Below are 21095 nucleotides of genomic sequence, written 5' to 3'. Positions count from 1 at the left end.
CGTGCAGTTCTGGCTGGGGGCGTCATTCGTTCCGACCGACCAGTTCCTGGAGCTGGCCCGGGTGGCGGAGCGCTGCGGCATCCACACGCTCACGCTGTCCGACCACATCTTCTACGCCGACTTCGACTCCCCCTACCCCTACTCCGACACCGGCGCCCCCCGCTGGGACGCCGGCACGCACTGGCCGGACGTGTGGGTGACGATCGGCGCGATGGCGGCGGTCACCTCGGCCCTGCGCTTCGCGCCCAACGTCTACGTCGCCCCGGCCCGCGACCTGTTCACCGTCGCCAAGCAGGTCTCGACGGCCGCCGTCCTGTCCGGCGACAGGGTCTCCTTCGGGGTCGGGGTCGGCTGGTGCAAGGAGGAGTTCGTCCAGACCGGCCAGGACTTCCACACCCGGGGCCGGAGACTGGACGAGATGATCCCGGCGCTGCGGGCGCTCTGGGCCGGGGGCACGGTCGAGCACCACGGCAGGCACTTCGACTTCGGCCCGCTGTCGATCTGCCCCGTGCCCGCCGCGCCCGTGCCGTTCTTCGTCGGCGGCGACAGCGAGGCGGCGCTGCGCCGGGCGGCCCGGCTGGGCGACGGCTGGATCGGCAACCGCATCTACACGGAGGAGCGGCTCGACGCGGTCCTCGCCGACCTGCGGCGCTATCTGGAGGAGTACGGCAGGCCGCGGGACGCCCTGGAGATCATCGCCCCGCTGGCCGTCATGCCCGACGCCGGAACCTACCGCCGCTTCGCCGACAAGGGCGTCACCGGCACGATGGCCGCCCCCTGGTGGCTGGCCACCCCGGAGGAGAAGGAGCGGTACGGCGGGGACGGCATCGCCCTCAAGACCGCCACCCTGGAACGCTTCGCCGAGGAGGTCATCGCGAAGATGTGACCGCGATATGACCGCGCCGTGACCGCTCCCCCGGCGGCGGGCCGGAATCACCCGCCCCTCCCGTCTAACGGTCTATGAGTCCCATCTCGGACAGGGCCAGGTCCATGAAGGCGCCGATGGGCTCGTCCACGGCGCCGACGCGGTGCAGCGAGGCCATGCCGAGGTAGACGCTGTAGCCCACGACGGCGCGTCCCCGGGCGAGCCCGGGCGGCTGACCGGCCTCTTCCAGGACCGCCTGCATGAACTCCAGCCGCCGCGCGCTCACCCGGCGGGCCGTCTCGGCGACGAGCGGATCGTCGGCCGCGCTGATCAGCTGGAAGGCGACCTTGGCGTCGACCGGGTCACCGAAGGCGAACTCCAGCAGCGTGCGCATGCGCAGGACCGGGTCGGGGATCTTCTGCAGCCCGGCGATGACCTCCTCGGTCCCGGCCTCCCAGCGGGCGAGCGCGGCCTCGACCAGCGCCCGGCGGTTGGCGAAGTGCCAGTAGAAGCTGCCCTTGGTGGCGCCGAGCCGTACGGCCACCGGCTCCACCGCGACGGCCGCCAGTCCGCCCTCGGCCAGCGCCTCCAGCGCCGCCACCGCCCAGTCCTCCGCACTCAGCCGCCCCATCCGGACAGTCTTCCATACGCGGGCGTATGGCCGGATCGCACGCGACCGCCCGGACACCGCCCGCGGCCCCGCGCCGGGGTGTCACTTCCCGGGCTTCCCGACGCGGTCGAGGAAGTCCGCGATCAGCGGGGCGATCTCGGGCAGCTTCTCCTCCAGCGCGAAGTGGCCGGTGTCCAGGATGTGGAGCTCGGCCTCCGGCAGGTCGCGCAGGTAGGCGCGGGCGCCCGCCTCGGTGAAGAACGGGTCGCCCCGGCCCCACGTGATGAGCGTCGGCGGGGTGTGCTCGCGCAGCCAGGCCTGCCAGGCCGGGTACCGCTCGACGTTGGCGTGGTAGTCGAAGGCGAGGGCGACCTGCGCCTCCTTCCGTCCCGGCAGGTCGAGGAAGTGCTGGTCGAGGGTCCAGCCGTCGGGGGCGACGAGCTCGGCGTCGCCGGTGCCGCCCTCGTACTGGCCCCGGGTCGCCGGGAGCGTCAGCAGGCCGCGGACGGTCTCCTCGGCGCCGGCGACGTCCGGACGCAGCGCGATGAAGTCGCGGGCCTGCGGCGACAGCCCCTCCTCGTAGGCGTTGCCGTTCTGGACGACCAGGCCCGCGATCCACTCGGGGCGCCGGGTCGCCAGCCGGAAGCCGACGGGGGCGCCGAAGTCGAAGACGTACATCACGAACCGGGTCAGGCCGAGCCGGTCGGCGAAACCCTCCATGACGTCGGCCAGCCGGTCGAAGCCGTAGGCGAACCCGTCCGGGACCTCGGTGTGCCCGAACCCGGGATAGTCCGGGGCGATCAGGCGGTACCGGCCGCCCAGGACGTCGATGAGCCTGCGGAACTGGTGCGACGCCGACGGGAAACCGTGCAGCAGCAGCATGACCGGGGCGTCGGTCCGGTCCGGCGCCGAGTCGCGGTAGAAGACCCGCACGCCGTCGACGTCGAGGTGGCGGTGGACCGTGCGGGGGACGTCCAGGAGTGTCATCTCACATGCCTTTCGGAGGGGCTGACGCGTCAGTTCTAGTGGATGAGGATCTAACGGGTCAAGACATGTTTTTCCGTTAGAAAAACGCACCCCCTCCATCTCCGCCAGAATCGGCCGCCAGAACCGCTCCCCCGATCGCCGCCCGATCGCCGCCCGATCGCCGCCCGCCCTCCGCACTCCCGGCGGCGCACGCCGCCGGGCCCGGGGGGCGCTTCACCGCCCTTCCATACGCGGGCGTATAGTCCAACCATACGCAACCGTATGGAGGTGGCTCGTGGTCTACAACATGCATGAACGCGTCGTCCCCGCGTCCCCCGAGCGGGTCTGGGACCTGCTCATGGGCCTCGGCGGCGAGGGGGACCGGCTCTGGCCGCAGGAGAAGGGCCGGTTCCACCTCCCCGAGGGCGTCAAGCCCGGCGCCCCCGTCGAGCACGACCCGATGCGCTACCGCGTCGGCGCCGTCGAGCCCTTCCGCCGGATCTGGTTCGACACCAAGGAGATGACCGGCGGGCACGGCTTCACGCTCCACCCCGCCGAAGGCGGCACCCTCGTCCGACACGAGATCAAGGGACGCACCACGGGACTGTTCCGGCTGCTGTGGCCGGTGCTGATCCGCTGGCAGCACGACGCCGTCCTGGAGCGGCTCCTCGACAACCTGGAACGGGAGGCCAGCCGTGCGGACGTTGACTGACCAGATCATCGCCCGCCCCGACTTCGCCGAACGGCACGAGATCGTCATCACCGCCCCGCGCGAGCGGGTCTGGGACGCGGTGACCACGCTGAGCCTGTCGGACCTGCGGGCGGCCCGGCCCCTGTTCGCCGTCCGCGAGCTGGCCTCCCGCCTCCGCGGCGGCAACGGGCAGCGGGACGACCGCGGGCAGCGGGACGACCGCGGACAGCAGGGCGACCGCGGACAGCAGGGCGACCGCGGACAGCAGGACGGGCCGTCCTTCCCCTTCACTCAGCTGGCCGTGGACCCCGGCCGCGAGCTGGTCCAGGGGCTGATCGGCCAGTGGTGGCGGCTGGGCGGCTCCCACGACCCGTCCTTCGACGGCCTCGACGACTTCCTGGCCTTCGACACGCCCGGCTACGCCAGGGCGACGTTCAACTTCCTGCTGCTCGACGACGCCCGGCCGGGCCGGATCCGGCTGGTGACCGAGACGAGGATCCTGGCCACCAGCCCGGACGCCCGGCGGGCCATGGGCCGCTACTGGCGGATCATCCGGCTGGGCAGCGGCCTGGTCCGGCTGGTCATGTTGCGTGCCATCCGGGACCGGGCCACCCGATAGCCTGGCCCGGTGCTGGAAGAGATCACGGCGACCCGCTACGTCACGCCGCTGCGCGAGGGCGGGTCGCTTCCCGGGGTGATGGAGGCCGACGACCTCGGCACCTACGCCGTGAAGTTCCGGGGCGCCGGACAGGGCCCCCGGGTGCTCGTCGCGGAGGTCGTCTGCGCCGAGCTGGCCCGGCGGCTCGGTTTCCGCACCCCGGAGCTGAAGGTGATCGACGTCGATCCGCAGCTCGGCGTCCGCGAGCCCGACGAGGAGATCCAGGACCTGCTCAAGGCCAGCGCCGGACGGAACCTCGCGGTCGACTTCCTGCCCGGCGCGCTCGGTTTCGAGCCGCTCACCTGGCCGCCGGATCCCGCCTTCGCCTCCCGGCTGCTCTGGTTCGACGCGCTGATCCACAATGTCGACCGGAGCTGGCGCAACCCCAACCTGCTGTTCTGGCACGGCGACCCCTGGCTGATCGACCACGGCGCCGCCCTCTGGTTCCACCACAACTGGCGCACCGCCGACCCGCAGCGCGGCTTCGACGCGAGCGACCACGTCCTGGCCCCCTTCGCCACCGCGATGGCCGAGGCCGACGCGGAGCTGAGCGAGCGGATCACCGCCGAGCTCCTCGGCGCGGTGGTGGCCGAGGTCCCGGACGAGTGGCTGGCGGACGAGCCGGGGTTCGACGACGCGCAGGCCGTACGGCAGGCCTACACCGAGCACCTGCTCGCCCGCGCGCACGGGCCGCGGACCTGGTTGCCCGAGCCCTCCGCGGCTCCCCGCCAGGAGAAGAAGTCCGGCTCGGTCGGCGCGTTCTGGAAGGGCATCCGTTGAGAGACGTCTACGAGTACGCCGTCATCCGGGTCGTCCCCCGCGTCGAGCGCGGCGAGCTGATCAACGCGGGCATCCTGCTCTACTGCCAGCCGCGCGACTACCTGTGCGCGCGGGTGGAGCTGGACGAGGCGCGGCTGCGCGCGCTCGACGCCCGCGCCGACGTCGACGGGGTACGGCACGCGCTCGACGCCTACCGGATCTCCTGCGACGGCGAGACGGGCCCGCTGGCCGGGGAGTCGCTCGGCAGCCGGTTCCGCTGGCTCACCGCGCCGCGCAGCACGATCGTGCAGGCCGGCCCGGTCCACGCCGGACTGACCGACGCCCCCGAGGCCGAGCTGGAGCACCTGATGGACCGGCTGGTCCGGCCCTCCTGAGGCATCCGGCCGGTCCCGGCGTCCGCGGGGAGCCGGGCCGCAGGTCAGGCCGGGGACCGGGTCAGAAGAGCACCGACATGAAAGTGTCGATCTCCTTGAAACCCGCCTTGCGGTAGGCGGCCCTGGCCGGGGCGTTGTAGTCGTTGACGTACAGCGAGACCACCGGCGCGAAGCAGTCGAGCGCCTGCCTGACCACCGCGGCCATCCCGGCCACCGCGTGGCCCCGGCCGCGCAGGTCCGGGTGGACCCAGACACCCTGGATCTGGCAGGCCAGCGGGGTGACCGCGCCGATCTCGGCCTTGAAGACCACGGTGCCGTCGTCGATCCTGGCGTAGGAGCGGCCGATCCTGATCAGCTCGGCGACCCGGGACCTGTAGAGCGCGCCGCCGTCGCCCGCCTCCGGCGAGACACCCACCTCCTCGGTGAACATCGCCACGCAGGCCGGGAGCACGGTCTCGAAGTCCTCCATCCGCACCCGCCGCACCAGCGGGTCACAGGGGACCGGGGAGGGCGTCGAGGTGGCCATGACGGGCTGGGCCCAGCGGATGGCGCGGGCCGGCCCCCAGTGCGGCTCCAGCCGCTCCCAGAGCAGTTCGACCGCGTCGGCGGGACCGACGATCGAGGAGCAGCGGCGGCCCTGCCGACGGGCGCGGTCGGCGAAGGCGTGCACCGCCTCGGGACCGGCGTTCACCGGGACCAGGTTGGCCCCGGAGTAACAGAGAGACGTCAGGGCCCCGCGTGCCCCGAATCCCCACATCTGGCCGCCGAGCCGAGCCGGATTGAGCCCGACGGACCGGACCCTGGAGGCGACGAAGACATTGACGACGGGATCGGCGTCGAGAAGCGCCAGGACCTCGTCACGGTCGTTGTCGTCGAGCACGCGCGACGCCGTTGTGCGCAGCATCACGGGCCCAGCCTACGCGACCTCCTCGATTTTGGCAGGAACCGGCGCAGAGACCGACACACGGAGTCACACGGGGCACCGTGTGGTGATCGGTGCGAAGCGATCGTCACCTGCTCCACCCGCCGAGCCCGTACGGCACCCGCGCGGCCTGCCGTACGGGCTCGGCGGGCTGGGGCGCGGGCGTCGTGGCGCAGCGCGCGTCGGGCCCCTGCTGGGCGCGGCGGGCCGGGCCGGGCAGGACGCCATCCCGGAGATAGGCGGCCAGGTGCCGGTCCACGCACGCGTTCCCGGCGAGGGCGACACCGTGGTTGCCGCCGGGCTCGGTCACCAGCCGGGACCGGGTGAAGATCCGGCGCAGCTCCAGCGCCCCCGGGTAGGGGGTGGCGGCGTCCCGCCGGGACTGGATGATCAGGGCGGGCGGGAGCCTGCGGTCGTTCAGGATGCGCACCGGGGTGCCGCTCCTGCCGGACCAGAAGCCGCACGGCGCGTTGAACCAGGTGTTCGACCAGGCCATGAACGGGCTGTGGGCGTGGATCGCGGTCGTGTCCGCCCGCCACTTCCTCCAGTCGCGCGGCCAGGGGGCGTCACCGCACTGCACCGCGAGGTAGACGGCGTAGCCGTTCTCGTCCTCGGCGTCGCCCGCGGCGTAGCGGCGGTAGACGGCCTGCAGGGGCGCCGCGTCGCCTCTGCGCACGTACGCCGAGAGCGCGTGGGCCAGCTGCGGCCAGACCAGGTCGGAATATCCGCCGACGGTGTAGACGTCGTCGAACTCGCTGGGGCCGACCACGCCCCCGGCCGGGCGGGTGCGCAGGCGCTCCCGGGTGGAGTACCACGCGAAGGAGACCTCCCGGCCGGTCCGGCCCAGCCGGTAGACGTCGTTGTGCCGGGCCGCCCACCGCAGGAAGTCGTTGTGCCGCCGGTCGAAGGCGGTGTTCTGGCGGAGGTTGGACTCGTACCAGACGCGGCGGGGGTCGACCACGCTGTCCAGGACGAGCCGCCTGACCCGGCCCGGGAAGAGCGTCGCGTAGACGGCGCCGAGGTAGGTGCCGTAGGAGTAGCCCAGGTAGCTGATCTTCTCCTCGCCCAGGGCCTGCCGGATCCGGTCCATGTCCCGGGCGGAGTTCTCGGTGGTCAGGTGGGGCAGCAGCCAGCTCCACCGCATCGCGCACGCGTCGGCGTACTGGCGGGCCCGGCCGAGCAGGACGGTCTCCTCCCGGGTGTTCCTCGGCACGTTGTCGGGACGCGGGGCCGCGTAGTGCTTCTGCGGGTCCATGCAGCGCAGCGCCGGGTCGCTGCGGCCCACCCCGCGCGGGTCGAAGCCGATCACGTCGAAGCGGTCGGCCAGCCCGGCGGGGAGCTTCGCCGCGACGTACTGGGCCATGACCAGTCCGGAGGCGCCCGGCCCCCCGGGGTTGACCAGCAGCGCGCCCAGGTGGTCACGGTCGCGGGAGGCCGTCCCTCTGATCCGGTTCAGCGCGATGGAGATGGTCTGGTACGGCTCGCGGTAGTCGAGCGGGACCCGGAGCGTGGCGCACTCCACCACCCGGTCCGAGGGCACGAGCGTGGTGTCACCGGCCCTGCCGTCTCCCGTCTGGCACGATCCCCACACCAGACCGTCACGGTGGGTCCGGGCAGCCGCCTGCGGCGGCGTTCCGGCGGTGACGGCGAGCAGCACGGCGCCCACGGCAACCCCGATGACCCTCTTCACTGGGACTTCCTCTCCTCATCCGGCAGAGGAGATGGTCCCCCGGGCGGCCTCGCGACCACGGCCGCCCGGCCGGACACTTACCAATGTGTAGTCAACTGATTGCTGAATGTAACGACAGGGCCGCCCGCCGCCCGCCGGCACGCCCGCGGGCGGGGGCTCAGCCGACGACGACCTCGGGGCCCGGGGCGTCGTCGTCCAGGTCGATCTCGACGCCCATCTCCTCGGCCAGGCGCATGGCCTCCTCGATCAGGGTCTCCACGATCTGCGACTCGGGCACGGTCTTGATGACCTCGCCCTTGACGAAGATCTGGCCCTTGCCGTTGCCGGAGGCGACGCCGAGGTCGGCCTCGCGGGCCTCGCCCGGACCGTTGACCACGCAGCCCATGACCGCCACCCGCAGCGGGACCTTCAGTCCCTCCAGCCCGGCCTGCACCTGCTCGGCCAGGGTGTAGACGTCCACCTGCGCCCGGCCGCACGACGGGCAGGAGACGATCTCCAGGCCGCGCTCGCGCAGGCCCAGCGACTCCAGGATGCCGATGCCGACCTTGATCTCCTCCACCGGCGGGGCCGACAACGAGACGCGGATGGTGTCACCGATGCCCTCGGCCAGCAGCGCGCCGAAGGCCACGGCGGACTTGATGGTGCCCTGGAAGGCCGGGCCGGCCTCGGTGACGCCCAGGTGCAGCGGGTAGTCGCACTTCTGCGCGAGCAGCCGGTACGCCTGGATCATCACGACCGGGTCGTTGTGCTTGACCGAGATCTTGATGTCCCGGAAGCCGTGCTCCTCGAACAGCGAGCACTCCCACAGCGCGGACTCCACCAGCGCCTCGGGGGTGGCCTTGCCGTACTTCTGCAGCAGGCGCGGGTCGAGCGAGCCGGCGTTGACACCGATGCGGATCGGCACCCCGTGGTCGGCGGCGGCCTTGGCGATCTCACCGACCTTGTCGTCGAACTTCTTGATGTTGCCCGGGTTGACCCGGACCGCCGCGCAGCCCGCCTCGATCGCGGCGAAGACGTACTTCGGCTGGAAGTGGATGTCGGCGATCACCGGGATCTGCGACTTCTTCGCGATGATCGGCAGCGCCTCGGCGTCGTCCTGGGACGGCACCGCCACCCGGACGATCTGGCAGCCCGACGCGGTCAGCGCGGCGATCTGCTGGAGCGTGGCGTTGATGTCGGCGGTGACCGTGGTGGTCATGGACTGCACCGAGACCGGCGCGTCGCCGCCCACCGGGACGGAGCCGACCATGATCTGGCGGGAACGGCGTCGCTCGGCGATCGGCTTGGTCCTGACCGAGGGGATACCGAGAGCAACAGAAGTCATTTTCAGCCCTTTGAAGAGTCGACGACGCGTTCCAGTCTAGGTACTCGCGGTGAGCTCACGTGCCCGTATCCGCGCCCACTCGTCGGCCGCCAGGACCTCCTCCACCGAGCCCGCCTCGGTGACGTCGTGCTCGGCGACGACCGCGGCCACGGTGTCCACGATGCCGAGGAACGGCAAGCGCCCGGCCAGGAACGCGTCCACGCACACCTCGTTGGCGGCGTTGTAGACGGCCGGGGCCGTACCCCCCGCGGAGCCGACGTGGCGGGCGAGCGCGACGGAGGGGAACGCCTCGTCGTCGAGCGGCTCGAACGTCCAGGTGTGGGCCCTGGTCCAGTCGACGGCGGCGGCGGCGCCGGGGATCCGGTCCGGCCAGCCGAGGGCGAGCGCGATCGGCAGCCGCATGTCGGGCGGGCTGGCCTGAGCGATGGTCGAGCCGTCGGTGAACTCGACCATCGAGTGGATGATCGACTGCGGGTGGACCACGACGTCGATCCGGTCGAAGCCGATGTCGAAGAGCAGGTGGGCCTCGATGACCTCCAGCCCCTTGTTGACGAGTGTGGCGGAATTCACCGTGATGACCGGGCCCATCGACCAGGTCGGATGAGCCAGGGCCTGCTCGGGCGTCACGTCCTCCAGCTCCGCGCGGGAGCGGCCGCGGAACGGGCCGCCGCTGGCCGTGACGACCAGTTTCCGTACGGCCGACGCGTCCGGGCCGGCCGGTCCGGCGGCCCACAGGCACTGGGCGAGCGCGGAGTGCTCGGAGTCCACCGGGATCAGCCGGCCCGGCCTGGCCAGGCGCTTGACCAGCGGCCCGCCGACGATCAGGGACTCCTTGTTGGCGAGGGCGAGCGTGCGCCCCGCCTCCAGCGCGGCCAGCGTCGAGGTCAGCCCGAGGGCGCCGGTGACGCCGTTGAGCACGATGTCGCACGGCCAGGCCGCCGCCTCGGCGACCCCCTCGGGGCCCGCGAGGACCTTCGCCGTCACACCGCGCGCGGCCAGGGCCTCCTTGAGCTCCGGCACGGCCGCCGGATCGGCCACGGCCACGGCCTCGGGCCGGAACTCGGCCGCCTGCCGGGCCAGCAGGTCGATCCGGCCGCCTCCGGCGGCCAGCGCCGCCACCCGGAAGCCCCCGGAGCCGCGGGCGATGACGTCGAGGGACTGGGTGCCGATGGAGCCGGTCGAGCCGAGCAGGACGACGGAGCGAGTGATGTCTGGCTGCACCGTCCCATTCTCCCGGGCGCCGTGGGCATGTCGAACCGGCATGGGAATCCGTTACTTACGAAACAGGCGATAAAAAATGTTATTTACGTCCAAATCCCGCTATATCAATAGCTGCAAATCTTGAGAAATACGGATATCCGGCGCACTAGCTTCCCGAGTCAGCATCAGGTCTCGGGAGGTATACATGCGCCGCAAGGCACGCCTGGTCCCCGTTCTCACCCTCGCCGCGGGAAGCGCCCTGCTGCCCGCGGCGGCCGCGCACGGCGCCACCGGCGCCACCCTGGCGCCCGCCACTCCGCAGCCCGCCGAGAAGGAGGCCGCCGACACCGTAAAAGAGCAGCGCCTCGTCCAGCGCTACTGGACCGAGGCCAAAATGGAGGCCGCCCAGCCGCTCGACAGCCTCGCCCCGAAGAAGGAGGGCATCCGCCTCACCGCCGAGACGCTCGCCGCCCAGAGCAAGGCCCAGCCCGTCTCGATCCCCCCGACCACCCCGGACGGCGACACCGCCGCCCCCCTGCGCGCCGACGCCGCGGCCCGCGCCTCCTCCGGCTCCCCCTGGACCCGCGGCGGAGCGATCACCAAGACCGCAGGCCGGGTGTTCTTCACCTACCAGGGGAGAAACGCCTCCTGCTCCGCCAACGCGGTGACCAGCGAGAACAAGAGCACCGTGATCACCGCCGGACACTGCGTGAAGATGGGCGGCGCCTTCCACGGAAACTGGGTCTTCGTGCCCGGCTACGACAACGGCAACCGGCCCCACGGCACCTGGGTGGCCACCACTCTCTACACGACCCCCCAGTGGAACAACTCCGAGGACATCAACTACGACGTGGCCGCCGCCGTGGTGGCCCCGCTGAACGGCCAGCGGCTGACCGACGTGGTCGGCGGCCAGGGCGTCGCCTTCAACCAGGCCCGGCGCCAGCAGATGCACGCCTTCGGCTACCCGGCGGCCAGTCCGTACGACGGGTCCAGGCTGATCTACTGCAGCGGGCGGGCCTTCGACGACTTCCTGCTCAGCCGCGACCTCGGCCTGAGCTGCAACATGACCGGCGGATCCAGCGGCGGCCCCTGGTTCCTCAGCTTCGACGAGAGCACCGGGCTGGGCACCCAGAACTCGGTGAACAGCTTCAAGTACAACTTCGCCCCCAACTGGATGTTCGGCCCCTACTTCGGACCCGAGGCCCGCGCCGTGTACCAGGCGGCGCAGAGCACCGACACGCCATAGAATTCACCGAAAGTAGCAGCAAGAACACATCTGGTAGTGCACACTCGGCTCCTATGACTTCGAGCCTCGTCCTGCTTGCGGCCGCCTCACTCGCCACCGGGCTGATGAGTGTCTCCCCGACCGGCACGGCGGCCACGGAGCATCCGGGCCGGGCCGCCACCGCCGTCCGGGCGGTCCAGCCCCTCGCGTCCGCGCCGGGGTCCGGCGGGACCGCCGTCGTCGAGCACGCGGCCGCCCGCAGCGCGGCTGAGCAACGCCGCGTGCTCGACTACTGGACCCCCGCCCGGATGGCCCGAGCTCTCCCGATCAACCTGTTCGGAACGGTGACGAAGGTGCTCCGGAAGCCGAACGCCCCGACCGGATCCCGCGCCCCGGGCGCCCCGGCGCGCCGCCCGGCGGCCGCCGGGCCCGGCACGTCCACCAGCGGATCCCGCTGGACCACGGGCGGCCTGGTGAGCAGGACCACCGGCCGGGTGTTCCTCACCCTGAGCGGGGTCGACTTCGTGTGCTCGGCGAGTTCGGTCAGGAGCGCCAACCGGGACCTCGTGGTCACCGCCGGGCACTGCGTCAAGGACGGCACCGGGGCCTGGGCGGACAACTGGACCTTCGTTCCCGGCTACGACCAGGGCCGCCAGCCGTACGGGCAGTTCACCGCCCGCCGCATGTTCGTCGCGGGCCCGTGGTCACGCAGCGCGGACGACAGCCACGACATCGGCATGGTCGCCCTCAACCAGCGCAACGGCGCGCACCTGGCGGACGCCGTCGGCTTCCAGGAGATCGCCTTCGGCTCGGCCCGGGGCCGCCACACCTACGGCTTCGGCTTCCCCGTCGACCCTCCGTACAACGGCGAGCACCTGATCTACTGCGCCGGCCCGGTCCGCCAGGACCCCCACGACCAGACCCGCAACCAGGGCCTGCCCTGCGGCATGACCGCCGGCTCCAGCGGCGGCCCCTGGTTCACCGGCTTCGACCCCTCCACCGGCCGCGGCACCGTCACCTCGGTGAGCAGCTTCAAGTACAGCAACGACCAGCGCACGATGTACGGCCCCTACTTCGGCGACATCGCCAAGGACCTCTACGCCACCGCCCAGAACTCCTAGGTTGTCGGTCCGGCGGGGTTGTGCGGTCCGGCGGGTTGTGCCGGTACGGCACGCACCCGGGCGAAGGCCTGACGCCGGTACGGCGAGATGCGGCACCGCCGTAACCGGCGCCCCGGAGCGGGCGGATGCCTCGATGGGGGCGTCTGTCCCCATCAGTCACCGCGGGCGACCTGCCCTCCGCGCCGGTGCAGGTCGGCGGCGAACTCCTCGGCCCACTGCAGCTGGGTGCGCAACGTCTCGCACCGCTCACGGGCGGCGCGCTCGAAGACCTCCAGCCGGCGCTGGAGCGCCTGGCTCTCGGCCTCGGACAGCGGCCCGGCACCGGCGTGCCCGTCCAACCGGTCGGTGATCGCCAGCAGCTCGCCCATCTGCTCCAGGGTGAACCCGAGCGGCTTCATCCGGCGGATCACCATCAGCCGCGCCACGTCGGCGGCGGTGTAGAGACGAAAGCCACCCTGACTGCGGGCCGAGGCCGGCACCAGGCCGACCTCCTCGTAGTGCCGGATGGTACGGAGCGACAATCCGGTGAGCTCGGCCACCTCACCGATGTGCATGTGATCTCCGCCACCGTGCGGGCTCTGCTCGGCGCCGGCCTCGGTCGCGGTATCGCCTGCGGCGTCCATGATTTCCGGTGACCTCACTGCTCGGGGGACTGAAGTGCGGATGCACGATGGGGACCCCTCATCGATCTCTACTCTAACGTTAGAGTAGAGTTACCGGTGACGGGGAGATTCCTGCTGGTCTGCCCGCTGGCCGCAGGCATCGCGCCGCGGTCTGCCCTGGAGCACGGCGCACCGGCGCACCGTGCGACCCTTCCGACGCAGAGGACTCCGGCCCGCGCGTGCCCGCCTGCGGCTGCATGCCACCGGGTGGCCCTCCTCGCGGCCCCCTACCGTCAAGGACGCCTGTTGCCCCGCTCGTTTTCGCCTGCCCGCCTCCTGCCCGCGTCCCGGCCGGCCTGGCTGTCACCGAAGGTCGCCCGCACCGAGATCCTGTCCGGCCTGGTGGTCGCACTCGCGCTGATCCCCGAGGCGATCTCTTTCTCCATCATCGCCGGGGTCGATCCCAGTGTCGGGTTGTTCGCCTCCTTCACCATGGCCGTGGTCATCGCCGTCGCCGGAGGCCGGCCAGCGATGATCTCCGCCGCCACCGGCGCGGTCGCCCTGGTGGTCGCACCGCTGGTCCGCGAGCACGGCCTGGCCTACCTGATCGCCGCGGTCATCCTCGGCGGCCTCGTCCAGATCGCCCTGGGCGCGCTGGGCGTGGCGAAACTGATGCGGTTCGTGCCGCGCAGCGTGATGGTCGGCTTCGTCAACGCCCTCGCCATTCTGATCTTCATGGCGCAGGTGCCCGAACTCGTCGACGTGCCCTGGGCGGTTTATCCGCTGGTGGCCGGAGGCCTGGCCCTGATGGTGTTCTTCCCCCGCATCACCACGGTGGTGCCCGCCCCGCTGGTCTCCATCGCGATCCTGACCGCCATCACCCTCGGCGCCGGCCTGGCCGTACCGACGGTGGGAGACCGCGGCGCCCTGCCCTCGGCGCTGCCGGCCTTCGGCCTGCCCGACGTGCCGTTCACCATGGACACCCTGACCCTGATCGCGCCGTACGCCCTCGCCCTGGCGCTGGTCGGGCTGATGGAATCACTGATGACGGCCAAGCTCGTCGACGATCTGACCGACACCCGCTCCAACAAGACCCGCGAGTCCATCGGCCAGGGCGTCGCCAACATCGTCACCGGCCTGTTCGGCGGCATGGGCGGCTGCGCCATGATCGGTCAGACGATGATCAACGTCAAGAACGGCGCCCGCACCCGGCTGTCGACCTTCACCGCCGGGCTCTTCCTGATGATCCTGTGCATCGCCTTCGGACCCCGGGTCTCCCAGATCCCGATGGCCGCCCTGGTCGCCGTCATGATCCTGGTCTCCTTCGCCACCTTCGACTGGCACTCGGTCGCCCCGGCCACCCTCAAGCGCATGCCGTACGGCGAGACCATCGTCATGACCGCCACGGTCGCGGTCGTGGTGGTCACCCACAACCTGGCCGTCGGCGTCGTCGTCGGCTCCATCACCGCCATGGTCGTCTTCGCCCGCCGGGTCGCCCACCTGGCCGACGTCACCGCCGTGGTCGACCCCGACGGCAGGCAGGCCGTCTACGCCGTCACCGGTGAGCTGTTCTTCGCCTCCAGCAACGACCTGGTCTACCGGTTCGACTACGCCGGCGACCCCGACCACGTGGTCATCGACCTGTCCGACGCGCACATCTGGGACGCCTCCTCGGTGGCCGCGCTGGACGCGGTGCAGACCAAGTACGCCGCCCGCGGCAAGACGGTCACCGTGGTCGGTCTCAACGAGCCCAGTGCCCGCCTGCACGGCAGCCTGGCCGGGCGATTGTCCGGCCACTGACATCGACTGGCCGCCCGACAGCACCATCATTCGTGATCAACTTATCGGCCGGAACGCGTTAGCCTGGAACACAGGTTACGAACCGAGCCGGGGATGACACCGTATGCCACCCGAGCACCAGCTTCCCGCCCTGACCCGGGCCGAGCAGGACTTCCTCCACCACTACCTGCGGATTCTCGAACTCCTGGGGCGGATCAACCCCGCCTCCGCCGAACGCACCTACGGCAGCGTCAACGCCGCGCAGGCACTGGTGTCGGAGGCGGCCAAGCTGCGCGAAGCGCTCACCTTGATGTACGACAGGGCCGAGACGGAGATCCACCGGGAGCCCCTGGTGAGAGCACTCCGAATGCTGGGTGCCGAGGACCGGCTCCGCCGCCTCTGTCTTCCCGGCCCAGATCCGGGGTCCGGCCCTGCCTGATCCACCCGGGAACCCCTGCGGTGCCCGGCTCCGGGCTCAGCATCATGCACCCGCCCCAGGGCGGGGCGCCGGTTACGGCGGTGCCGCGTCTCGCCGTACCGGCACCGGGCCGGCACCCGGTTCCTACAGGGACAGGCCGGTGAGGACCATCACCTTCTCGTAGGTGTAGTCGGCGATCGCGGAGCGGATGCCCTCGCGGCCGACGCCGGAGTCCTTCACGCCGCCGTAGGGCATCTGGTCGGCGCGGTAGGACGGGACGTCGCCGATGATCACACCGCCGACCTCGAGCTCGCGGTTGGCACGGAAGGCGAGGTCGAGGCTGCGGGTGAACACGCCGGCCTGCAGGCCGTACTTCGAGGCGTTGACCGCGGCGAAGGCCTCGTCCGGGCCGGAGACGGTCTGGACGATCATCACGGGACCGAAGACCTCCTCGCAGGAGACCTTGGCGTCGGCGGGCACGTCGGTCAGGACGGTCGGGGTGATGGTGGCGCCGTCGCGGGTGCCTCCGGTCAGGACGCGGGCGCCGGCCGTGACGGCCTCGTCGACCCACTGCTCGACGCGCTCGGCGGCCTCGACCGAGACGAGCGGGCCGACCTGGGTCTTCTCGTCGGCGGGGTCGCCGGTCACCAGGGCCTCGACGGCCGGGACGAGCCTGGCCAGGAAGTCCTCGCGCACGGACTCCTCGACGATGACCCGCTGGACCGCGATGCAGCTCTGGCCCGCCTGGTAGTTGGAGAACAGCGCCACCCGGGAGGCGGCCCAGTCGAGGTCGGCGTCGGCGAGGACGACGGCGGCGGCGTTGCCGCCGAGTTCCAGGGTGACGTGCTTGCGCGGCACCTGGTCCATGATGGCGTAGCCGACCGGGCCGGAGCCGGTGAAGGAGACCACCGGCAGGCGGGGGTCGGTGACGAGCGTGGCGGCGCGGTCGTTGGGCACCGGGAGGACGGAGAACATGCCGGCGGGCAGGTCCGTCTCGGCGAGGATCTCGCCCAGGACCAGGGCGGAGATCGGGGTCGCGGGGGCGGGCTTGACGATGACCGGCGCGCCGACGGCGATGGCCGGGGCGACCTTGTGGGCGACCAGGTTGAGCGGGAAGTTGAACGGCGTGATCGCCAGGATCGGGCCGTACGGGACCCGCGAGACGTAGGCGAGGCGGCCGGTCGCGGCGGGTTCGGTGTCCAGGCGCAGCGCCTCGCCGCTGAGGCGGCGGGTCTCCTCGGCGGCGAACCGGAAGGTGGAGATCGCGCGGCCGACCTCGCCGCGGGCCCAGAAGAGGGGCTTGCCGTTCTCCTCCATGATGAGGCGGGCGATCTCGTCGGCGCGCTCGGCCAGCCTGCGCGAGACGTGGGCGAGGGCCTCGGCCCGCACGTGGATCGGGAGCGCGGCGGCTTCCTTCCGTACGGCCTCCGCCGCGGCCACGGCCTCCTCGACCTGGCCGGGAGTGGGAACGGAGCAGACGCCGACGACACGGCCGTCATGGGAGTTGGTCACGGTGAGCTCGGCATCCCCGGTCGCGGGACGGCCGGCGAGCCAGAAGGGGCGCACGTCCATACCTCCGACCGTATGTCACCCGTCCGGACCCGGCCTTACTCCAGTCCGCACAAGACCGCGTCTCGCACTCGCCGATACGCATAAAAGATGCTTCGACATGCTTATGTAACGAAAGAAGGGTCTTTTAAGGATATTTATGCGTATGACGGTTTGAAGGATCTTCACCCTGGCTACGTCTCCCGGGTGGCCGTCCCCCCAGCGGAAAGGAGTGTCCCCTTGACCTCCTCGGTGCCGCTCGGGCTGCAGGGCTCCCACCTGCTCAGCGATCGGGCCGGTCACGACGAGCTCCGTGCCAGGCTTCTCGACGTGGCCAGCCAGCTCCTGATCACCGTCGGGCCGGAGAGCCTGTCCATGCGGCGCATCGCGACCGAGGCGGGATGCTCGACGACCGTCATCTACACCATGTTCGGCAGCAAGGAAGGCCTGGCCGAGGCGCTCTACCTGGAGGGTTTCGAGCGGTTCCGGCGCAGGCTGAACGCCGTGCCCCCGCGGAAGAACGCCCTGGAGCACCTCATCGCCCTCGGTCCCGCCTACCGGGAGGCCGCGCTGGCCGAGCCCGGTTACTACGCGCTGATGTTCGAGAAGGCGATGCCCGGCTTCCTGCCCAGCGAGCGGGCCAGGACGCTGGCCCGGGCGGCGCTCAACATCTTCGACCGGGTGATCTCCGACTGCATCTCGGCGGGATACCTCATCCCGACACAGCCCAGGAAGATCGCCGATGCCCTGTGGGCCGCGGCCCAGGGGGCGATCAGCCTGGAACGTGCCGGGCACCTGCGTGACGGGCGCACCTACGACAGCGTCACCCACTCCGTCGTCTATCCCTACCTGACGGAAGAGGGCGTGCTCGCGTCCTCCCGCCTCGGGCTGCTGCCCGCCCCCCGGCGGTGAGCCGCGGCGCGCCCTATCCGGGCCCGTCCGCCACGTTCAGCGCCACCCACAGTTCGGCGCGGGCCGCCGGATCGTCGAGGTCGCGGCCGAGGATCTCGGCGACGCGGCGCATGCGGTACCGCAGGGTGTGCCGGTGCACCCCGAGCCGCTGGGCCGCGGCGTCCCAGTGCCCGTTGCACTCCAGGTAGGCGCGGAGCGACTCCAGCAGGTCCGCGCGGGAGCCGTACTCCCTCAGGGGGGCGAGCAGCGCCGCCGAGAACGCGCCGGCCGCCTCGGGGTCCAGCAGGGAGAGCAGGCTCTGACCCGCGAGGTCGGTGAAGCGCATGACCGGCTCGGCTCCGCGGCGGGCCGCGGCGAGCGCGCGGTCGGCCTGGTCGAGCCCCGTCCCCAGGTTCTCCGGGGCCACCGGGGCGCCGACGCCGACCGGGCCGTGCCCGGCGAGCGCCGCCGCGACGGCCTCCGCCCGCGCCGCGGGCACGACGGCGACCACCCGGCCGTCGGACACCGCGGCGAACTCCTCCCCCGCGGCCTCCAGCACCGCCTCGGGCTCGCCACCGGCGGCGAGCACCGTCAGCGGGCCGTCCGCGAGCCGCTCCCCCAGCCGCTCCAGCACCTGCCGCCCCGCCTCCGCCTCCCCGGCGAGCAGCAGCCGCAGCACCGCCGAACGCACCCTGCGCTCGGCGGCGAGGTTCTCCCGGCCGTGCTCCAGGACCAGGGTGAGCAGGGACCCCGCCGCGTTGACCACGGTGTGCTCGACCGGGGTGAAGGCCTTGCCGAGCCCGACCGCGAAGAAGCCCCTGACCCTGGCGGCGCCGAGGGGCTGGACGACGACGTGCTCCCCGGGAGTGGAGAGGGCGAGACTGGCGGGGGTACCGCCCGGGGAACGGCCGCGGAGCCGGTCGAGTTCGGGCAGGACGCCGGCGACGGCGCCCGCTCCCCGGCCCGCCGCGTGCCGTACGGCTCCCGCCTCGTCGAGCAGGGCCGCCCAGCCGCCGAGCTCCCGGGCGAGGCGGTCGATCACCGCCCGTGCCCCCTCGGGGAGGAGCGCCGCGCGGGTGAGACGGCCCTGCGCGGCGAAGGCCCGGGTGATCTCCTCGTACTGCTCGGCGGCGAGCAGGTCGCTGACCGCCTTGCCGATCGCCACGAACGGGGTCTCGCGCGGCACCTCCAGGAGCGGGAGCCCGGCCTGGGCGGCGGCGGCCAGCAGTTCGCCGGGGATCGCCTCGTGGCCCAGGCCGACGCCGAACCCCAGACCGGTGACCTCGCGGGCGACCAGGCGTTCGACGTACGGCGCGGCGTTCGCGCCGTCCAGGCGCATGCCCGTGGTGAGGACCAGCTCGCCGCCCTCCAGGAACGGGGTGGGGTCCTCCAGCTCGCTGACCGCGACCCAGCGCACCGGCCGGTCGAGCGCCTCCTGTCCGGCCAGGACGGTGAGCCCGAGCGGCAGCCGCCGTACGACCGTGCGGAGCGTGGGCGCCACAACCACCCCCGGTTTGTACGTTACGGCCAGAGCGCTCCCTGTGATTTTGCCATAGTGCATCATCGGCATCACGGCATACCCGACATACCGTCGCAGCATGAGCACCGTCACCCAGGGCGGCCCGTCCCTCCCGCAGGAGCGCCGCGTCGTCACCGAGATCCCCGGCCCGAAGTCCCGCGAGATGTTCGCCCGCAAGCAGGCCGCCGTCCCGCCGGGCATCGGCACCACGCTGCCGGTCTTCGTGACGCACGCCGGTGGCGGTGTCGTCGTCGACGCCGACGGCAACTCCCTGATCGACTTCGGTTCGGGCATCGCGGTGACCAACGCGGGCAACGCCGCGCCGCGCGTGGTCGAGCGGGTCCAGCGGCAGGTGGCGAACTTCACGCACACCTGCTTCATGATCACGCCGTACGAGTCGTACGTGCGGGTCGCCGAGAAGCTCAACGAGCTCACCCCCGGCGACCACGACAAGCGCACCTTCCTGCTCAACAGCGGCGCCGAGGCCGTGGAGAACGCGGTCAAGGTCGCCCGGCACGCCACCGGCCGCCAGGCCGTCGTCGTGTTCGACCACGGCTACCACGGCCGCACCCTGCTGACGATGTCGCTGACGGCCAAGAACATGCCGTACAAGCAGGGGTTCGGCCCGTTCGCCCCCGAGGTCTACCGGGTGCCGCTGGCCTACCCGTTCCGCTGGCCGTCGGGTCCGGAGAACTGCGCCGAGGAGGCCGCCGCCCAGGCGATCGACCAGATCAACAAGCAGATCGGCGCCGAGAACGTGGCGGCGGTCCTGATCGAGCCGATCGCCGGTGAGGGCGGCTTCATCGAGCCGGCCAAGGGCTTCCTGCCGAGGATCGCCGAGTTCTGCAAGACCAACGGCATCGTCTTCATCGCCGACGAGGTGCAGACCGGCTTCGCCCGCACCGGTCACCTGTTCGCCTGCGAGGACGAGGGCGTCGTCCCCGACATCATCGTCACCGCCAAGGGCATCGCCGGCGGCCTGCCGCTGGCGGCCGTCACCGGCCGCGCCGAGATCCTCGACAGGGTCCACGTCGGCGGCCTGGGCGGCACCTACGGCGGCAACCCGCTCGCCTGCGAGGCCGCGCTCGGCGTGCTGGAGACCATCGAGGCCGACGACCTGGTCGGCAGGGCGCGCCGCATCGGCGAGGTCATGCTCCCGCGCCTGCGCGCCATCGCGGAGAAGACCCCGATCGTGGGCGACGTGCGCGGCCGCGGCGCGATGATCGCCATCGAGCTGGTCGTTCCCGGGACCAAGGAGCCGCACCCCACGGCCGCGGGTGAGATCGCGAAGCGGTGCCACGCCGAGGGCCTGCTGGTGCTGACCGCCGGCACCTACGGCAACGTCCTGCGCTTCCTGCCGCCGCTGGTCATGCCTGACCACCTCCTGGAGGAGGGCTTGGCGATCCTGGAGAAGGTCATCAGCGAGATCTGATGGTTTGATCCCCATGACAGGGGGCACCCGGCTTGATGCCTGGTGCCCCTTTTGTCGTTGCGCGAATCGCACTCTGGGGGCGATTTAACCCTCGCTTGGCACCCAGCAAAGCGATCACCGAAGGTGATGGCGTTATAACGGTTGCGACGGGTGGCCGAGCAGTAAGGGCAGGAGGCGTGGTGGACTGGAGGCCGACCAGAACGGTACGGACCATGATGACGTTCGATCCCGAAGGCCTGACCCCCGCCCAATGCGACGGTGACGCCTGCGTGGCCTGCCACAAGAAATGGCCCCGTCCGCGGGCCAGGATCGGCCGCCTGCCCAGCGGCGCCCTCCTGTTCGCCTGCCCGGAGTGCGCCGACGCGCTGGCTCCGGAGCCGGTGGGGAACGTCTATCCGCTCCTGGGCGGGGTCGCCTTCTCCTAGGGCGTGTCGTCAAAGTGTCATAACCACATCAACAACGCCGCCAGCGTGACCGCGG

The 21095-nt window shown here is 71.7% G+C and carries 21 protein-coding genes; 12 read left to right on the top strand and 9 right to left on the bottom strand.

All coding sequences use genetic code 11. The annotated features are described in order from the left end of the window. Nucleotide 1: 1 nt before the first annotated feature. Complete coding sequence (locus tag IEZ08_RS00105) at nt 2-886, top strand: TIGR03619 family F420-dependent LLM class oxidoreductase (RefSeq protein WP_068921868.1); 885 nt, start codon at nt 2-4, stop codon at nt 884-886. 64 nt (nt 887-950) lie between these two features. On the opposite strand, the gene IEZ08_RS00100 is transcribed toward IEZ08_RS00105, so the two are convergent. Together IEZ08_RS00100 and IEZ08_RS00095 are read right to left on the bottom strand one after the other, a co-directional pair. Next, nucleotides 951-1496 (bottom strand): TetR/AcrR family transcriptional regulator, encoded by a 546-nt coding sequence (locus IEZ08_RS00100; RefSeq protein WP_068921867.1) that lies wholly within the window; start codon nt 1494-1496, stop codon nt 951-953. A gap of 81 nt (nt 1497-1577) precedes the next feature. Further along, on the bottom strand, nt 1578-2462 hold the full coding sequence (locus IEZ08_RS00095) for an alpha/beta fold hydrolase (RefSeq protein ID WP_068921866.1): 885 nt from the start codon (nt 2460-2462) through the stop codon (nt 1578-1580). A gap of 274 nt (nt 2463-2736) precedes the next feature. Here IEZ08_RS00095 and IEZ08_RS00090 point away from each other — a divergent pair, with 274 nt between their 5' ends. The 4 genes from IEZ08_RS00090 to IEZ08_RS00075 are packed head-to-tail and all read left to right on the top strand — an operon-like array spanning nt 2737 to nt 4944. Further along, nucleotides 2737-3153: an SRPBCC family protein gene (locus tag IEZ08_RS00090; protein ID WP_189241410.1), complete on the top strand. Its 417-nt coding sequence runs from the start codon at nt 2737-2739 to the stop codon at nt 3151-3153. Continuing rightward, nucleotides 3137-3751: a hypothetical protein gene (locus IEZ08_RS00085; protein WP_189241409.1), complete on the top strand. Its 615-nt coding sequence runs from the start codon at nt 3137-3139 to the stop codon at nt 3749-3751. The genes IEZ08_RS00090 and IEZ08_RS00085 overlap by 17 nt, the downstream gene beginning before the upstream one ends. A gap of 9 nt (nt 3752-3760) precedes the next feature. Further along, nucleotides 3761-4570 (top strand): HipA family kinase, encoded by an 810-nt coding sequence (locus IEZ08_RS00080; RefSeq protein ID WP_189241408.1) that lies wholly within the window; start codon nt 3761-3763, stop codon nt 4568-4570. Beyond that, entirely contained in the window at nt 4567-4944 is a 378-nt protein-coding gene (locus IEZ08_RS00075; protein WP_084779649.1) for a DUF3037 domain-containing protein, read from the top strand. Before IEZ08_RS00080 ends, IEZ08_RS00075 begins: the two co-directional genes overlap by 4 nt. Before the next feature lie 61 nt (nt 4945-5005). Here the strand turns inward: IEZ08_RS00075 and IEZ08_RS00070 are convergent, their stop codons facing one another. The 4 genes from IEZ08_RS00070 to dxr form a co-directional block, all read right to left on the bottom strand. Next, entirely contained in the window at nt 5006-5848 is an 843-nt protein-coding gene (locus IEZ08_RS00070; RefSeq protein WP_068921862.1) for a GNAT family N-acetyltransferase, read from the bottom strand. A 106-nt stretch (nt 5849-5954) separates the two neighbouring features. Then, nucleotides 5955-7556 carry an alpha/beta hydrolase gene (locus IEZ08_RS00065; RefSeq protein ID WP_068921861.1) on the bottom strand — a complete coding sequence of 534 codons (1602 nt, stop codon included), beginning with the start codon at nt 7554-7556 and terminating at the stop codon, nt 5955-5957. 157 nt (nt 7557-7713) lie between these two features. Beyond that, entirely contained in the window at nt 7714-8880 is a 1167-nt protein-coding gene (gene ispG / locus IEZ08_RS00060) for a flavodoxin-dependent (E)-4-hydroxy-3-methylbut-2-enyl-diphosphate synthase (protein WP_068921860.1), read from the bottom strand. Between the two features lie 36 nt (nt 8881-8916). Then, nucleotides 8917-10143 carry a 1-deoxy-D-xylulose-5-phosphate reductoisomerase gene (dxr, locus tag IEZ08_RS00055; RefSeq protein ID WP_068921859.1) on the bottom strand — a complete coding sequence of 409 codons (1227 nt, stop codon included), beginning with the start codon at nt 10141-10143 and terminating at the stop codon, nt 8917-8919. 142 nt (nt 10144-10285) lie between these two features. On the opposite strand from dxr, the gene IEZ08_RS00050 reads away from it, so the two are divergent. Both IEZ08_RS00050 and IEZ08_RS00045 read left to right on the top strand, forming a co-directional pair. Next, entirely contained in the window at nt 10286-11326 is a 1041-nt protein-coding gene (locus IEZ08_RS00050; protein ID WP_068921858.1) for a trypsin-like serine peptidase, read from the top strand. A gap of 53 nt (nt 11327-11379) precedes the next feature. Further along, complete coding sequence (locus tag IEZ08_RS00045; RefSeq protein WP_068921857.1) at nt 11380-12426, top strand: trypsin-like serine peptidase; 1047 nt, start codon at nt 11380-11382, stop codon at nt 12424-12426. Nucleotides 12427-12578: 152 nt separating this feature from the next. Here the strand turns inward: IEZ08_RS00045 and IEZ08_RS00040 are convergent, their stop codons facing one another. Continuing rightward, nucleotides 12579-12980, bottom strand: a complete 402-nt coding sequence (locus IEZ08_RS00040; RefSeq protein WP_068928467.1) for a MerR family transcriptional regulator — start codon at nt 12978-12980, stop codon at nt 12579-12581. 384 nt (nt 12981-13364) lie between these two features. On the opposite strand from IEZ08_RS00040, the gene IEZ08_RS00035 reads away from it, so the two are divergent. Further along, complete coding sequence (locus IEZ08_RS00035) at nt 13365-14828, top strand: SulP family inorganic anion transporter (protein WP_203863217.1); 1464 nt, start codon at nt 13365-13367, stop codon at nt 14826-14828. A gap of 103 nt (nt 14829-14931) precedes the next feature. Beyond that, a complete protein-coding gene (locus IEZ08_RS00030) occupies nt 14932-15246 on the top strand; it encodes a hypothetical protein (protein WP_068921855.1) in 315 nt (104 codons plus the stop codon). A 123-nt stretch (nt 15247-15369) separates the two neighbouring features. On the opposite strand, the gene IEZ08_RS00025 is transcribed toward IEZ08_RS00030, so the two are convergent. Further along, a complete protein-coding gene (locus tag IEZ08_RS00025) occupies nt 15370-16797 on the bottom strand; it encodes an aldehyde dehydrogenase family protein (protein WP_068921854.1) in 1428 nt (475 codons plus the stop codon). 216 nt (nt 16798-17013) lie between these two features. Between IEZ08_RS00025 and IEZ08_RS00020 the strand changes: the two genes are divergently transcribed. Continuing rightward, the gene (locus IEZ08_RS00020) at nt 17014-17685 is read left to right on the top strand and encodes a TetR/AcrR family transcriptional regulator (protein ID WP_068921853.1); all 672 of its coding nucleotides are present in this window, start codon (nt 17014-17016) and stop codon (nt 17683-17685) included. A gap of 13 nt (nt 17686-17698) precedes the next feature. On the opposite strand, the gene IEZ08_RS00015 is transcribed toward IEZ08_RS00020, so the two are convergent. After that, on the bottom strand, nt 17699-19171 hold the full coding sequence (locus tag IEZ08_RS00015; RefSeq protein WP_307815293.1) for a PucR family transcriptional regulator: 1473 nt from the start codon (nt 19169-19171) through the stop codon (nt 17699-17701). Nucleotides 19172-19262: 91 nt separating this feature from the next. Here IEZ08_RS00015 and gabT point away from each other — a divergent pair, with 91 nt between their 5' ends. Together gabT and IEZ08_RS00005 are read left to right on the top strand one after the other, a co-directional pair. Then, nucleotides 19263-20615 (top strand): 4-aminobutyrate--2-oxoglutarate transaminase, encoded by a 1353-nt coding sequence (gabT, locus tag IEZ08_RS00010; RefSeq protein WP_068921851.1) that lies wholly within the window; start codon nt 19263-19265, stop codon nt 20613-20615. Nucleotides 20616-20827: 212 nt separating this feature from the next. Continuing rightward, complete coding sequence (locus IEZ08_RS00005) at nt 20828-21040, top strand: hypothetical protein (RefSeq protein ID WP_068928466.1); 213 nt, start codon at nt 20828-20830, stop codon at nt 21038-21040. Nucleotides 21041-21095: the final 55 nt, after the last annotated feature.

The sequence above is a fragment of the Planobispora rosea genome, from assembly GCF_014648175.1.
Classification (GTDB): Bacteria; Actinomycetota; Actinomycetes; order Streptosporangiales; family Streptosporangiaceae; genus Planobispora; species Planobispora rosea.
The sequence above is the reverse complement of the archived record's forward strand: the minus strand, read 5'-3'. Positions and strand labels throughout refer to the sequence as shown.